Here is a 15377-nt window from a genome sequence, read left to right on the forward strand (position 1 = left end):
GATTGTCAATAAAAATGGGGTATTCATTGATACTCACGTCAGGTACAGAACAATATCTGATAACCTGTCGAAACAAGAATATAAATTTTTACTGACAACTACCTTGACAATCAGCGTAAGAAACTCCCCTCCCACCTCCTCCATAGCACAGTATCGAACCGTCCTCGCAATATATAATATAATTCAAACTCATTTTGAAATCAACGGCATTATTTGTGCCAATTCAATTATTTATTGATTTCAACTTGATATTTCCTTTTAATTCGATTATTATTTGATTATGAACAGTGCAAAACACCTTGGAGGATACACTATGGAGAAAAAGATTGGCATTACTCTTGCCACCTACAGAAAAGATAAGAAGATGTCACAGATAGAACTTGCAGACAAACTTCGCAACTATGGTATTAACGTATCGAATGCAGCTATCAGTGCTTGGGAAAAGGATATCAGCTCACCGAATGCACATCAGTTCCTTGCGCTCTGCAAGATATTAGGCATTACTGACATCTATAATGAGTTCATCGGATTCAATCCGGATGACCCATTGGCAAAGCTGAATGAAGAAGGAAAAGAAAAAGCTCTGGAATACATCAGCTTGCTCCTGCTCTCTGAACAGTTCCAAAAGAAAGAAACTACCATTATTCCTTTCCGCAGACCTATCAAATGGTCCATTCTTTCGGCATCAGCCGGCACCGGTGAATTTCTTGATGATGAAAACTTTGAGATTATTGAAGTGGGCGAAGAAGTTCCGGAAGAAGCAGACTTTGGACTGGCAATCAATGGTGACAGTATGGAGCCTCGCTACCATGACAATCAAGCTGTATGGGTACAGCAGACTAATTCTTTAAGCAATGGCGAGATAGGTATCTTTAATCTTGATGGTATGACCTACTGCAAACAACTCAAGGATGATAAGGACGGAGTATACCTCGTATCTCTTAATAGCAAGTACGAACCTATTAAGGTTACTGATGAAAGCTCCTTTAAAATTTTTGGTCGAGTTCTGAATTAGAGACCATATTATTGGACAGATATTCATTTAGAATTAGACCATAGGCTGACGCACCCTGCCTCAGCCACAACATTGTTGTGAATGGAGTGATTCGATGGAAATAAAAGACACTGGATACTGCAAGACCAAGAAAGAAGTGCCGTCTTCACCTAATAATTTATTACTCTTCCGCCAGCAAGCAAACATTTCACAGGATAGACTGGCAGAAGCAGTTGACTGTAGCCGGAGAACTATCGGCTATATTGAAAAAGGAGTTCATGACCCATCCGTACAGATGGCATACCGAATTTCAAATTATTTTAAAGTAGCTCTCCCTGTTCTCTTCCCCGATTTGAATGAGAAGCCTGACGAGCAGGAAGGCGCACATCATGAAACGTAACTATCAAATCATAGCTGTCGACTTTGATGGCACCTTATGTTTTAGTAAGTGGCCCGATTGTGGTGAACCCAATCAAGCACTTATCAATTATCTAAAAAAATGGAAATCTGATGGCAATAAGTTCATCCTCTGGACCTGCCGAATCGGCGAAGATCTATCTAATGCTGTCGCTTGGTGTCAGGAACACGGACTTGAATTCGATGCAATCAATGACAACCTTCCGGAAATTGTGGATTACTATGGTAGTAATAGCAGGAAGATTACCTGCGACTGGTATATTGATGACCGAAATATGCAAATGCCTGCAAATTCAAACATCCCTGAAGCAGGATGAGACTTCCCTCATAAAAGTCTCATCTTGCTTTGGAAATGCAATACTACAACTAATAATCACTTTACCGTCAAATGGTTTTCAAATATAACTTACCGTTTTTCCAACTTGGTTCTAATATATCAGCCACCGTATCACAATGGTCTTTAAGCATTTGGAAAGATTTTTGTAACTCTATTATTTCAATATCATTGCTAATATTACTCAGTAATTCTCGAGATGCAAAAATAACTGCTTTATATTTTGCTCTACTAATAATAACGTTTAATCTGCATTTGTCATATATGAATGCCTCTTCAGCAGATATGGCATCATCATTTCCTAATACATAGCCTGAAATAATTAAATCTCTTTCTTGCCCCTGGAATCTCTCTACAGTATCTACTGCTCCATTAATAATTGCCTTTATTTCCGAATCGTTATAACTGCCTAATAATATCACTTTAAACATGTCAAACAATTTCTTTCTTATAGCAGTCCTTTGTGCAGTATGAGGTATAACTATACCAACTCCCTCTTCAAAAAACTTTCTAAAATCATTTCCAAATCTCCTTATACCACAATTCCAAACTTCCAAAACCATTTCCGTCACTTTATCAATCTCAAAATTGTTTTTCTGACTGGATAGACCATCATCATATGATTACTTCCTATTAGGAACACTGTAAATACAAGGCTTTTTGGAGCCTGCAAACCAGAAAAAATAATATTTGATCTATCACATTACGCAAAAAGCCGTCCGGCATGAGAAACGGGCGGCTTTTTTGCGTGGATAGACGGAAAGGAGGCACAAAAATAACCACAAAATTTTAGCGCTCAAATTTGTGCAACTTTAACGAAAAGGAGGATCGTAAATGGCCGATGAAAAATTGAATACGAGCCCTGCGGAGAATATTTCCCCGGAGGCCGCCGAGCCTATCGCCACACCCGAACAGGCCGCAGTATCTGAGCCCCAGCAGGAACAGACCGGGCCTGCTATACCTGAGCCCGGCGATGTGGTTGTGTCCTTTGACAAAATCAATGAGCTTATGGCGGAAAAGAGACAGAACGCCCGCGCCGAAGTCGAAAAGGCGGAAACGCCCGAAACGCCGCAACCCGCCAATACGGAGGAACCGAAAAAGCCGCGCCGTGGCCGTCCGCCGAAAGCGGAAAAGGCTGCGACTGAAAATCAGAAAGCGGAGAAATCGGCTGGGGCCCACAAGGGCCGCCCACCCAAGGCGGATAAGGCGGCCCCTGACAAGCCCAAGCCGTCCAAACGAGACAAAGTGTCCCGAAGTGACGGAAAGGCCCCGGATGCCAAGGAGCCCGTAAAGCCCACACAGGATACGGCACCGAAGGAAGCTGCTGTGGAACAGACGGCTCCCGCGCCGACCACACCTCCACGCCCGGTTGAGGAAGGCAAGCTGGTTTATCTGAAACTTTCCGAGGTTCATCCATTTCACACATTCCGTCCGCACCCCTTTAAGGTACGGGACGATGCGAAGATGCAGGAAATCGTTGCTTCTATCCGCATAAACGGTGTAATGGTTCCCGGTCTTGCCCGCCCGGAGAAAGATGGAAACGGCTACGAAATTGTAGCGGGCCATCGCCGTACCCACGGTAGCGAGCTGGCCGGGTTGGATGAAATGCCCTTTATCGTCCGTGAAATGACCGACCACGAAGCGGTACAGGCCATGAAGGACAGCAACAAGCAGCGTGACGGGATGCTCCCCAGCGAATTGGCCGCGCTGCTGGAACTCGAGGTTGAGGACATCAAGCATCAGGGCGGGCGGCTGAAAGGTGTTGCGGAAGGCGATGTCGGGAAACGCTCGGTTGAGATTGTAGGCGAGGCGCATGAAATGAACTATAAAAAGGTCATGCGCTACTTGCGGCTCAACTCCCTTGTGCCGGAGCTTCTGGATAAGGTAGACGATAAAAAGATGGGCTTCATGCCTGCCGTGGAGCTTTCCTACATCAAACCGAAAAATCAGAGGCTTATTGCTGTTTCCATTGACGGGGAGCAGGCTTCGCCCTCGCTGGCCCAGGCTAAACGGCTCCGGGAGCTGGATAAGGAAGGCAAGCTCAACGGCGATGTCATTGACGGTATCTTATCAGAACAGAAAAAGGAGGATCGAGGCGTGATTATTTCTACTGCGGAACTGGAAAAGTATTTTGGCAAGGAGGTCACTCCCGCCAAAATGAAAGAACAGATTATGTCCCTGCTGGATGACTGGAAAGAAAAACAGCCGCCGGAGCTGGCAAAAGCCCCGAAAAAGCAGGAACTTGACAAGTAACAACTTCGAGACACTTTGTCCCGAGGGCCCCGCCTTCGCGCAGAGGCTCTGGTGGTATATATCCCCCGTCGCCGCCTGTTTTTTAGTACAGCCGGGAGTGGGCCGTCAAGGGTGCAGCGCACCGCCGTTTTCGGCGGCTCGCCCTTGACGGTCTGCCCCGGCTGTGCTATTTCCCGGCAAGCGGCGGGGGTATATCCTCCAGAGCCGCCCCCTTTCCCAAGACTGGGAAAGGGCGTGGGGTTTGGGTTGAACTTTCTTATTAAAATATCGGAGGTATGAACGATGAAACGACCCCTTGCTTATATCACCGCTGCATGGCTCGGCGGCGATAGTGAAAACGCAGAACTGGCGGCGCAGTATTGCCGCACCGTGTATGAGGCAGGCTTTTCTCCTATTTGCCCGCCCCTGTACTTGCCCCTGTTTCTCAATGATGCTGTTCCCGAGGAGCATAAAAGCGGCATCGACATGAGCCGTGACCTGCTCCGCCGTTCTCATGTGCTGGTTGTCTGCGGACACAGTATGACCGAAGCCATGAAAAATGATATTGCCGTGGCCCAGCGGCTGGGAATTACGGCAACAACCCTTGAGGGCATCCTGACCGTCAAGGGACAGGGCCGCCGCTGATGGCGACCCTGTTTGAAGCCTACGTTACCAATGCGGAGAAGTACAGCGAGGGCCAGCTTGTGGGTGAAACACTGAAATTTCCCACAACCGCCCAGGAGGTGGAGGCTCTCTTGAAACGGATCGGCGTGGATGGCGTCCGCTATCAGGAAATTTTTATTACCTCTTTCGATGGGGATGTGCTGGGGCTCTATGACCATTTGAGCGAGTATGAAAATCTGGATGAGCTTAATCATCTGGCCTGCCTGCTTTCCGAGCTTACCTCATCGGAGCTGGAAACACTGGAGGCCGTCCTCGACAGCGGCGATCACTGTTCTTCGGTGCGGGACATCATCAATCTGACACAAAATCTGGACTGTTACGGTTTTTACCCCGGCGTATCTGATGAAGAAACGCTGGGGCGTATTTATGTGGACGATCTGGAAATGTTGGATGTGCCGGATCAGGTAAAACCGTATTTCGATTATGAGGCGTATGGCCGGGATGCCTGCATCCACGAAAACGGCCATTTTGCCCCGGGCGGCTATGTTGTCAAAGAAAGCGATCATTTCGTGGAAGTGTATCACGGCTTGCAGGATATTCCCAAGGAGCATAAGGTATTCTCTTTCCCGAAGCTCTCTATCCGGGAGCAGATGGCGGCTTATCAGGAAATCATAGACGGTTCTTCTTTGGAGGGCTACCGCCAAATGCAGAAAAAAGACCGTGGGGATCGGTAATGGCACTTCGAGACAAATTGTCCCAAGGAAGGAGGCGGTGTAACTGATTGATGAAGATATTTCCCGGCGCACGATAGCCATATCTGTAAAAACGACCAAGCTGACGGCGCGGGGACTGGCGTATGTGCTGGGCATGGTGGGTCGGAAGATCCGCAAGGCATACCGTGGGCGGCAAGTACCACATGGCAAACAAAGTGTGCGAAAGCTCATGGCCCACGGCACAGCCACAAACAGCATTGAGCTATCCGGGGATGCCAAGTCCTTTGACCGCGTGGCCCGGAAATGGAATGTGGACTATGCGTTCTATAAAACCGGGCCGGACAAATACCTGCTGTTTTTCAAGGCTGGACAGGCAGACGCAATGACCGCCTGCTTTTCTGAGTATTCCCGGAAGGTGTTAAGCAAAGCAAAATCAAACCGTGTTCCCATCCGGGAACAACTGCAACAGGCGGCAGATCAGCTTTCCAAAGAAAAGCCGAAACAAAAAGAACGTGCAAAGGAGGTGGCCCATGAGGACAGATAAGATCAGAAAATATCTCATCCCAAACATTCCCTATCTGTTCATCCTGTGGGCGTTCCTCAAGCTGGGAACGGCCTACCGGCTGGCGGAGGGTAACGATTTTGCACATAAGCTCATCGGGCTGGGCCAGACGATTGGCCCGGCCTTTGCTGACTTTGCACCCGGTCTTGCTCCGCTGGATTGGCTTGTTGGTATTGTAGGCGCAGTTGGTTTCCGGCTGCTGATCTATTTCAAAAGCAAGAACGCTAAGAAGTTTCGGCGGGATGCAGAATACGGCAGCGCCCGGTGGGGAACGGAAAAAGACATCAAACCGTTTGTTGATCCGAAGTTTGAAAACAACGTGATTTTGACCGGGACAGAGTTTCTCACGATGAACACCCGTCCGAAAATCCCCGCAAATGCCCGAAACCTGAATTGCTGCATTATCGGCTCGTCCGGCTCCGGCAAAACCCGCTTCTGGCTTACGCCCCAGCTTTTACAGGCTCATTCCTCTTATGTGGTGGTCGATCCGAAAGGTGGTGTGCTGGGACAGGTCGGGGGTTTCCTGCAAAAACGCGGGTACAAAATCAAGGTATTCAACAGCATAGATTTTTCAAAATCCATGCACTATAACCCGCTGGCGTATATCCGCAACGAGGCCGATATTCTGAAATTCGTGGATGCTCTGATTTCCAACACAAAGGGCGAAGGCAAGGAAGGCGATCCATTCTGGACGAAATCGGAAACGCTTTTGTACTGCGCCCTGATTGCCTACATCATTTTCGAGGGGCCTGCCGAGGATCGGAACATGAACACCCTTGTGGATATGATTTCTGGCATGGAGGTCAAGGAGGATGACGAGGATTTTATGAACGCGGTGGACTATATGTTTGCCGGGCTCGAAAAGCGCAAGCCGGATTGCTTCGCGGTCAAACAGTATAAAAAGTACAAATTGGCCAGCGGCAAGACGGCAAAAAGCATTTTGATTTCCTGCGGCGCGCGACTGGCTCCCTTTGACATCCCGCAGCTTCGTGAGGTCATGGCCTATGACGAATTGGAGCTTGACCGCATCGGAGATCGGAAAACGGCGGTATTCTTCATTATTTCCGATACCACGCAGACCTACAACTTTTTAGTGGCACTTGCATTTTCGCAGATGTTCAACCTCCTGTGTGAACGTGCGGACAATGTTCACGGTGGCCGCCTGCCGCACCATGTACGGGTGCTGTGGGACGAGGCAGCCAACACGGGACAGGTGCCCCAGCTCGAAAAGCTGGTCGCGGTTATCCGCTCCCGCGAGGTGAGTCTTTGCCTGCTGTATCAGCAGTTGGCACAGTGCAAGGCCATTTACGATAAACACGCTGAGACAATCCTCGGCAACATGGACAGTGTGGTGTTCCTCGGTGGCCGCGAAGCCAGCACCATCAAGGAAATATCCGAGAACTGGCTGGGAAAAGCCACAATCAGTATGCAGACCGACAGCCGCTCCCGTGGTCAGTCGGAAAGCTACAGTCAAAATACCCAGCGGCTGGGCCGGGAACTGATGACCCCAGCCGAACTTGCAACCATGCCGGGAGATAAATGTATTTTGCAGCTTCGGGGCCTGCCCCCGTTCTTTTCTCCCAAGTATGATCTGAAACGGCATCCGAACTACCGCTATACGGCGGAGGCCGATAAACAGAAAAACGCTTTTGACCTCGACAGGCTCATTAACCGCCGCAGGCGGCCCGGTCTGAACGAGGCGTGTACGATGTATGAGGTGACTGTGCCGGACGATGCACTCACGGAAGAGGACGAGGACATCCTCAACTATGATGACATCGACGATCCAGACGCCTTTGCATAAATGCTTCGAGACAAAGTGTCCCGAAGTTTGTAACCTGCCGCCTGCATGGGCGGCTTTTTTGTTACCGGAAAAATCCCGGAGAAATGGAGGCTTATATGGCATTTTTCTCATCTGCAATCGACACTTTACAGACCCTCGTTATCGCTCTCGGCGCTGGCCTTGGCGTATGGGGTGTGGTCAATCTGCTGGAGGGCTACGGCTCGGATAACCCAGGCTCCAAGTCCCAGGGCATGAAGCAGCTCATGGCGGGTGGCGGCATCATCGTCATTGGCACTACACTGATCCCTCTGCTGTCTGGCCTGTTTTAAGGTAGGCGCTTATGGATTTTCTCACCGACTGGCTCACAAACTGGCTCAAAGAGCTTCTGATTGGCGGGATCATGGGAAACCTCGAAGGTCTTTTTGATACCGTCAATACCCAGGTCGGAGAGATTGCGGCACAGGTAGGGACTACCCCGGCGGCGTGGCACGCCGGGGTTTTCTCCCTGATCCGACAGCTTTCCGAAACGGTGATCCTGCCGATTGCCGGAATGGTGCTGACCTTTGTTGCCACTTATGAGCTCATACAGATGCTTTTGGAAAAGAACAATATGCACGAGGTTGACGTTGCGAACCTCTATAAATGGATGTTCAAAACAGCCTGTGCAATCTTAATCCTGTCAAATACATTCAATATCGTCATGGCTGTGTTCGATGTGTCGCAGAGCGTTATCGCGCAGGCAGGCGGGCTCATTCAAGGCTCCACCGATGTTTCGGCGGATATGCTTGCCGAATTGGAAACCTCGCTGGAGGCGATGGACTTGGGGCCGCTTTTGGGGCTGTGGCTGCAGTCTGCACTCATTGGCTTCACGATGAAAGCAATGGGGATTATCATTTTCGTTTTGGTGTATGGCAGGATGCTGGAAATCTATCTGCTGACCAGTCTGGCCCCCATCCCCGTTGCTACGCTTTCCAACCGGGAGCTTGGCAGCACCGGGCAAAACTACATCAAGTCCCTGTTTGCCGTGGGCTTTCAAGGGCTGCTGATCCTTGTATGTGTTGCAATTTACGCGGTGCTCATTCAAGGCATCGCAACAAGCGACGATCCCATCGGGGCGATTTGGGGAACTGTGGGCTACACGGTTTTGCTTTGCTTCATGCTCTTTAAGACCGGGAGCATTGCCCAGCGTATCTTTGGCGCTCATTAACAGGAGGAGGTGCTTATGCCGAGAAGATACGGGGCGGATGGAACGCGCTTATGGAATGGAAAAACGCCGGAGGAGTTTACTGAGGCGGACGCTTACCGCTTTATGGCGGAAACAGAAGCCGTCCTGCAAAGAAAAGAGCTGATGGACGACCCCGCTCAGCCTGCTCCGGCAAGTGGAAAGGAGGAATTTTATCTGAGTAAGAAAGACGATGTGTTGCTGACCCCGGAGCAGATTGCTGCGGAGGAACGGCGCTGGCTGTTTGATGCTCCCATCGCGGAGCTTGCAGAAGTCAAGGGCGTTAGCATTGATGAGGCAGTAAAAATGCGGACAGATGCTGTCTTGCAGGAGGCGGTTGTTCCGATCACGGTATCTGTCCGCCCGATTGAGCCGCAGGGAAAACTGATCGGCTTCGCCAGCGTCAATTTTGGCGGTGTGGTCATCGACGATTTTAAGGTTGTGGACGGGAAAAACGGGATTTTCCTCGGCGCTCCCTCTAAACCCGATCTTGCCAGCCGGACGGGATACCGGGCTACGGTTCGGATTCCTGACCGCGCCACACAGGAGCGGATCAATGCGGCTGGTGTGGAGGCGTATCATGCGGCGGTGGAACAGCTTGTTGCACGGGCCCAGGCGGTACGGCCTGCCCCGATCAAGGAGCAGATGGCCGAGGCCGCGAAACAAGCTGGAAAAGAAAATGCCGCCCGGCCTGCACCTGCCAAAGCAAAGGAGGCCCGCAATGACCGATAGCCGCACTTTGGGACAAAGTGTCCCGAAGGAGGGCTTGTTTCTCATGGACGGCATCGAGGGCCTGCGTTCTTTGCCAAAACATAGCGTGGATATGCTGCTGACTGATCCGCCCTACGGCACAACCCGGAATTATTGGGATGTGCCCCTGCCGCTCCCGGAGCTGTGGGAGGCGGTGAAATGGGCGGTCAAGCCGAATGGCGCAGTGCTGTTTTTCGCACAGTGCCCCTTTGACAAGGTGCTGGGCGCATCCAACCTCGCCATGCTCCGCTATGAGTGGATTTGGTACAAGGAGCGCGGAACGGGCTTTCTCAATGCAAACCGGGCTCCACTGAAAAAGTCCGAGAATATCTTGGTGTTTTACCAGAAGTCCCCGGTCTACAATCCGCAGTTTACTTATGGCAAGCCTTATGCCCGCGTACATTCCAGAAGCGGTACAAGCTCCAACTATGGAAAATTTGAACGGCAGGGATCGGAGTCCAACGATGGCCGCCGCTATCCCGGAAATGTACTATTTGTGCCTACGGTGTCCGGCGGCATCCACCCCACGCAGAAGCCCGTGGAGCTCTCTGCGAGTATCTGATCCGCACCTATACCCATCCCGGAGAACTGGTCGCGGACATTTGCGTTGGCTCCGGCACAACCGCGATTGCAGCCATCAACACAGAACGCCGCTTTGTATGCTTTGAAACGGCCCCGTCCTTTTATGCCGCCGCCAGTGAGCGCATCCGTGCGGCGCAGGCAGTAAAAAGCTCCGGCGAGAAAGGAGTGTAATTATCCAGCAGTATTCTATCATTTACGCCGATCCCCCTTGGCGCTACTCGGCTAAGAAAGTGCAGGGCGCGGCGGAAAATCATTATCCCACTATGAGCATTGAGGATTTATGTGCGTTGCCTGTGGCTGATCTTGCAGCCCCGGACAGCGCACTCTTTTTATGGGCTACTTTCCCGCAGCTCCCGGAGGCGCTCCGGCTGATCGAGGCTTGGGGCTTCACCTACAAAAGCGTTGCTTTCGTCTGGCTGAAAAAGAACAAGAAGGCGGATAGCTGGTTTTACGGCCTTGGCTTCTGGACAAGGGGCAATGCAGAAATCTGCCTGCTGGCAACCAAGGGACATCCAAAGCGGCAGGCTGCCAACATTCATCAATTCATCATTTCCCCGATTGAAGCCCATAGCAAAAAGCCGGACGAGGCCCGCGCCAAAATCATTTCCCTGATGGGCGATCTGCCCCGCGTGGAGCTCTTTGCCAGGCAGACCCCGCCCGGCTGGGCTGTATGGGGAAATGAAGTAACACCAACCATCCCGGACTTTGGGACACATTGTCCCGAAGTACAGAAAGGAGTGTGATCTATGCCCTATGTAAACGTACCAAACGATTTATCCAAAATCAAAACAAAGATGGCTTTCAACCTCACCAAACGCCAGCTTGTCTGCTTCGGCAGCGCGGGCGCAGTGGGGATTCCGGCCTATCTGCTAACCCGTGGCACCCTCGGCAATACCGGGGCGATGTTTCTCATGCTGGGAATTATGCTCCCGGCGTTCCTGCTGGCCATGTATGAAAAGGACGGCTTACCCTTTGAAAAGGTGGTGCGGAATATCATCCGGGCCAAGTTTCAAAGGCCGGGGATCAGGGCCTACCGAATCGAAAACATTTATGCGCCCTTTGTCGGGCCGGGCGCTGGAAAGGAGGATGTGATTGAAAAACGCAAAGAAGAAAAACGGAGCCGCCGCCAAGGGTAAAGGCCGGGCGCCCCTGTCTGCCCAGCAGACAATCCCGTATCTGTCCATGCACCCGGACGGTGTGTGCAAGCTCCCGGGCGGGCTCTATACAAAAACCGTGGAATATGAGGACATCAATTACTCCGTGGCCTCCACCGAGGATCAGACTGCCATATTCAGCGGATGGAGCTCATTCCTCAACTACTTTGACAGCTCGCTGCCGTTCCAGCTTTCCTTTATCAACCGCCGTTCCCATTCCCGCAGCCGCTATCAAGTCAATATCCCGAAAGCGGATGACAACTATAACAGCGTCCGGGATGAGTTTACCGGGATGCTGAAAAATCAGATTGCCAAAAGCAATAACGGCATTGAACGCTCAAAATACATCACCTTTGGCATACCCGCCGAGGGGATTGCGGAGGCACGGCCCCGTCTGGAGCGTGTGGAGGCCGATGTCATGGGAAACTTTAAGCGACTGGGCGTTCCCTCGGAGCCGATGGACGGACAGGCCCGCCTTGCGCTGCTTCATAGCCAGATGCACCCGGGGAGCCGTGAGGCGTTCCGCTTTTCGTGGAAAGACATCCCGCAGACCGGGCTCGGCACAAAAGACTTTATTGCCCCGGACAGTCTCGACTTCCGCCAGTCCCGCACATTCCGCATCGGCCAGTATTGGGGCGCGGTGTCCTACTTACAGATTATGGCATCGGAGCTTTCGGATAAGCTGCTGGCGGAAATCTTGGAGCTGGATGCGGAAATGACTGTGACCATGCACATTCAGACCGTGGATCAGCTCAAGGCAATTAAGACCATCAAGGGGAAAATCTCGGACATCGGAAAAATGAAAGTAGAGGAACAGAGAAAGGCTGTGCGCTCCGGCTATGACCCGGATATTCTTCCCCCTGACCTGATCACATTCAGCAAGGACGCAGCGGAGCTTTTGGCTGATTTGCAATCCCGCAATGAGCGAATGTTTCTGCTGACCTTTACGGTGGTAAACCTTGCCCCTACTCGCCAGCGGCTGGAAAACGATGTGTTTACCGTGGGCGGCATCGCGCAGAAATACAACTGCGCTCTGCGCCGTCTGGACTGGCAACAGGAACAGGGCTTTGTTTCCTCGTTGGCCCTTGGTTACAACGAGGTAGAAATCCAGCGCGGTATGACCACCAGCTCCACAGCCATCTTTATTCCTTTTATGACAAGGGAGCTCCGCATGGCTGGGCAGGCCCTCTACTATGGCATGAACGCACTTTCCCACAATGTCATCATGGCTGACCGCAAAAAGCTGAAGTCGGCAAACGGGATGTATTTGGGTTCTACGGGCTCCGGCAAGAGCTTTGCCGCAAAGCGCGAGCTTTTGAATGTGTTTCTCACCATCCCGCAGGATCGGATCATTGTGGTTGACCCGATGGGCGAATATGCGCCGCTGGTGCGAAGGCTGGGCGGCCAGGTGATTGAGATTGCCCCGGACAGTCCGCACCACCTCAATCCGATGGATGTAGAGCTCAATATGGCCGCCGGAGAAAGCCCGCTTTCCATGAAGGCGGATTTTCTTTTGTCCCTATGCGAGCTGGTGGTCGGCGGCAAGGAAGGCTTGCAGCCCATTGAAAAGACGGTCATTGACCGCTGTGTGCGTTTGGTGTACCGGGAACAGGCGCTCGGACTGGAAACTGCAAAAACACCGCTGTTGCAGGATTTGTACGAAGAGCTCTTACGCCAGCCGGAGCCCGAAGCCCGGCGCGTGGCAACTGCCTTAGAGCTTTATTGCACAGGCTCCCTCAATCTCTTTAACCATCCTACCAACGTCAAGACGGACAGCCGTGTGGTGTGCATCGTTCTGAAAAACATGGGCGAAAACCTTAGAAAGATTGCAATGCACATCACAAATGAGTTTGTTTCGCAGGCGGTGGATCAGAACTTCCACGAGGGTGCGGCGACTTGGTGCTACTTTGACGAGTTTCATATCCTGCTCCGTGATCCGCTGACAGCCAGCTACTTTGTGGCAGTCTGGAAAATGCTGCGTAAAAAAGGATGTGTGCCGTCTGCTTTGACGCAGAACGTCAAAGACCTTTTGGCCAGCCGGGAAATCGAGAACATTCTGGACAACACGGATTTTATGATTCTGCTTTCGCAGGCGCAGAGTGACCGTACCATTCTGGCAAAACAGCTCGGTATTTCCGAGCATCAGCTTTCCTATATCACACACAGCAATTCCGGTGAGGGGCTGTTGTTCTATGGAAATGTAACCATTCCGTTTGTGGATCGGTTCCCTCGCGGAGAAATCTATGACCTGCTGACTACCCGCCCGGAGGATATGAAGAATGAAACGAAAAACGAATAAGACCAAGGAGGAGGCTTGGTCGCAGACCGCCCACGCCCCTGACGGGGAACAGCCCGGGCCGGAGGCTTCCGACACTTCGGGACAAAGTGTCCCGAAGTCCAAGTTCCGCAAAAAGAGCCAGCAGGAACAGGCTGCGGCGGCAAAGCTCCGTATGGAGTCCCAAGGCGAAAAGCTGGAACAGGCCCGGGAGAAGCTGGCAAAACAAAAGCCGCCGAAAAAGCCCGGCCCGGTAAAACGCATAGGCCGTGTTGCCAGTGGTTCCGTTCACAGCTTCGTGCATGGCAAGATTTTTGAAGTGGAACAGGAAAATGTCGGCACAGAAGGCGCACACCGTTCTGAGCTTGTGGGAGAAACCGCGCTGCGGCACGGCTCCCGCTTTGTGCGCCGTAAAGTCCGGGAACATCCGGCAAAAGTGGTACGCAAGGCCGAGGCCCGCTATACCAAATACACGGCGGACTACCATTTTCACACCGCCGCACAGGAGCACCCGGAGCTGACGAAAAATGCCCTTACCCGCTACTGGCAGAAGCAACGGCTCCGCAGGCAATACCGCAAGCAGGCAAAGGAGGCTGCAAAGGAGGCTGCAAAGCAGGGCGCGGCTGCGGCTGGGAAAACTGCCACAGCCACAGAACGCCTGACTGCCCGGGCAGTGGAATTTGTCAAAAGTCATCCCGCAGGTGCCGTGATTGCGGTGCTCTGTGTGTTACTCCTGTTTGCTATGCAGTCCTGTTCCTCTACCATGCTTATGCTGGGGAACGCCGGGGCCGGTGCATTAGGAGCCAGCACCTATCCTTGCGAGGATCGTGATATGCTGGCCGCCGAAGCCGCCTATTGTGCGCTGGAAGATGATTTACAGCATTATCTGGACACCTATGAAAGCACCCATGACTATGACGAATACCACTTCGATCTGGACGAAATCGAACATGATCCCTATGTGCTTCTTTCTCTTTTGTGTGCGCTCCATGAGGGACAATGGACAATAGACGAGGTACAGGGAACGCAGCAAATGCTGTTTGACCGCCAGTACATTCTCACGGAGGATGTAGTGGTGGAAACCCGGTATCGCACGGAAACCGACACATGGACGGACGAGGACGGCAACTCCCATACGGACACCTATCAGGTGCCTTACGACTATTACATCTGTACGGTCACGCTGGAGAACTTTGATTTATCCCATGTGCCCGTATATGTCATGGGCGAGGAGCAGCTTTCACGGTATGCCATCTATATGGCAACGCTGGGAAACCGCCCCGATCTGTTCCCGGATTCTCCCTATGTGAATAAGTACATTACCGGGAAACCCGGTGATTACGAAGTGCCCGGAGAATATCTGGACGATGAAACCTTTGCCGCGATGCTTGCCGAAGCGCAGAAATACATCGGCTATCCCTATGTGTGGGGCGGCAGTTCTCCCGCCACTTCCTTTGATTGCTCGGGGTACGTTTCGTGGGTTATCAATCACTCCGGCTGGAATGTGGGCAGGCTGGGAGCCCAGGGGCTCTATAACATCTGTACGCCGACCAGTTCTCCCAAACCCGGTGATCTGGTGTTCTTCAAAGGCACCTATGACACGCCGGGCGTGAGCCATTGCGGGATTTATGTCGGTGACGGGAAAATGCTGCATTGCGGAGATCCCATCGGCTACGCAAATTTGAATACAAGCTACTGGCAATCTCATTTTTACGCCTACGGGCGTTTACCGTGA

The 15377-nt window shown here is 51.8% G+C and carries 15 protein-coding genes and 2 pseudogenes; 16 read left to right on the top strand and 1 reads right to left on the bottom strand.

Features of this window, described 5'->3' with window-relative positions; genetic code table 11:
* Positions 1-313: 313 nt before the first annotated feature.
* From ABCW45_RS15410 to ABCW45_RS15420, 3 genes are all read left to right on the top strand, one after another.
* Positions 314-1015, top strand: a complete 702-nt coding sequence (locus ABCW45_RS15410) for a helix-turn-helix domain-containing protein (protein ID WP_117484756.1) — start codon at positions 314-316, stop codon at positions 1013-1015.
* 94 nt (positions 1016-1109) lie between these two features.
* On the top strand, positions 1110-1394 hold the full coding sequence (locus ABCW45_RS15415; protein WP_117484755.1) for a helix-turn-helix transcriptional regulator: 285 nt from the start codon (positions 1110-1112) through the stop codon (positions 1392-1394).
* Complete coding sequence (locus ABCW45_RS15420; RefSeq protein WP_117484754.1) at positions 1384-1728, top strand: hypothetical protein; 345 nt, start codon at positions 1384-1386, stop codon at positions 1726-1728. Before ABCW45_RS15415 ends, ABCW45_RS15420 begins: the two co-directional genes overlap by 11 nt.
* Positions 1729-1795: 67 nt before the next feature.
* Here ABCW45_RS15420 and ABCW45_RS15425 read toward each other — a convergent pair.
* A pseudogene (locus ABCW45_RS15425) lies at positions 1796-2338 on the bottom strand (AAA domain-containing protein); the annotation flags it as partial.
* 241 nt (positions 2339-2579) lie between these two features.
* Here ABCW45_RS15425 and ABCW45_RS15430 point away from each other — a divergent pair.
* The 13 genes and pseudogenes from ABCW45_RS15430 (at position 2580) to ABCW45_RS15490 (ending at position 15377) form a co-directional block, all read left to right on the top strand.
* The gene (locus ABCW45_RS15430) at positions 2580-3998 is read left to right on the top strand and encodes a ParB/RepB/Spo0J family partition protein (protein WP_343221135.1); all 1419 of its coding nucleotides are present in this window, start codon (positions 2580-2582) and stop codon (positions 3996-3998) included.
* 282 nt (positions 3999-4280) lie between these two features.
* A complete protein-coding gene (locus ABCW45_RS15435; protein WP_003020223.1) occupies positions 4281-4622 on the top strand; it encodes a DUF7768 domain-containing protein in 342 nt (113 codons plus the stop codon).
* A complete protein-coding gene (locus ABCW45_RS15440) occupies positions 4622-5335 on the top strand; it encodes an antirestriction protein ArdA (protein ID WP_343221136.1) in 714 nt (237 codons plus the stop codon). Before ABCW45_RS15435 ends, ABCW45_RS15440 begins: the two co-directional genes overlap by 1 nt.
* 133 nt (positions 5336-5468) lie before the next feature.
* Complete coding sequence (locus tag ABCW45_RS15445; RefSeq protein ID WP_003020228.1) at positions 5469-5858, top strand: PcfB family protein; 390 nt, start codon at positions 5469-5471, stop codon at positions 5856-5858.
* A complete protein-coding gene (locus ABCW45_RS15450; protein ID WP_343221137.1) occupies positions 5845-7680 on the top strand; it encodes a VirD4-like conjugal transfer protein, CD1115 family in 1836 nt (611 codons plus the stop codon). The genes ABCW45_RS15445 and ABCW45_RS15450 overlap by 14 nt, the downstream gene beginning before the upstream one ends.
* Before the next feature lie 95 nt (positions 7681-7775).
* Positions 7776-7988: a Maff2 family mobile element protein gene (locus ABCW45_RS15455; RefSeq protein ID WP_044963257.1), complete on the top strand. Its 213-nt coding sequence runs from the start codon at positions 7776-7778 to the stop codon at positions 7986-7988.
* 11 nt (positions 7989-7999) lie between these two features.
* A complete protein-coding gene (locus tag ABCW45_RS15460) occupies positions 8000-8866 on the top strand; it encodes a VirB6/TrbL-like conjugal transfer protein, CD1112 family (protein ID WP_343221138.1) in 867 nt (288 codons plus the stop codon).
* Between the two features lie 15 nt (positions 8867-8881).
* Positions 8882-9613, top strand: a complete 732-nt coding sequence (locus tag ABCW45_RS15465) for a septation protein SpoVG family protein (protein ID WP_117461321.1) — start codon at positions 8882-8884, stop codon at positions 9611-9613.
* A pseudogene (locus ABCW45_RS15470) lies at positions 9603-10384 on the top strand (DNA-methyltransferase). Before ABCW45_RS15465 ends, ABCW45_RS15470 begins: the two are co-directional and overlap by 11 nt.
* A 17-nt stretch (positions 10385-10401) precedes the next feature.
* On the top strand, positions 10402-10956 hold the full coding sequence (locus tag ABCW45_RS15475; protein WP_081445595.1) for an MT-A70 family methyltransferase: 555 nt from the start codon (positions 10402-10404) through the stop codon (positions 10954-10956).
* Between the two features lie 3 nt (positions 10957-10959).
* Positions 10960-11349 (top strand): PrgI family protein, encoded by a 390-nt coding sequence (locus tag ABCW45_RS15480; protein WP_117461322.1) that lies wholly within the window; start codon positions 10960-10962, stop codon positions 11347-11349.
* Complete coding sequence (locus ABCW45_RS15485) at positions 11306-13666, top strand: VirB4-like conjugal transfer ATPase, CD1110 family (RefSeq protein ID WP_425518618.1); 2361 nt, start codon at positions 11306-11308, stop codon at positions 13664-13666. The genes ABCW45_RS15480 and ABCW45_RS15485 overlap by 44 nt, the downstream gene beginning before the upstream one ends.
* Positions 13647-15377, top strand: a complete 1731-nt coding sequence (locus tag ABCW45_RS15490) for a C40 family peptidase (protein ID WP_343221139.1) — start codon at positions 13647-13649, stop codon at positions 15375-15377. Before ABCW45_RS15485 ends, ABCW45_RS15490 begins: the two co-directional genes overlap by 20 nt.

The sequence above is a fragment of the Pilosibacter fragilis genome (assembly GCF_032490495.1).
Lineage (GTDB): Bacteria > Bacillota > Clostridia > Lachnospirales > Lachnospiraceae > Pilosibacter > Pilosibacter fragilis.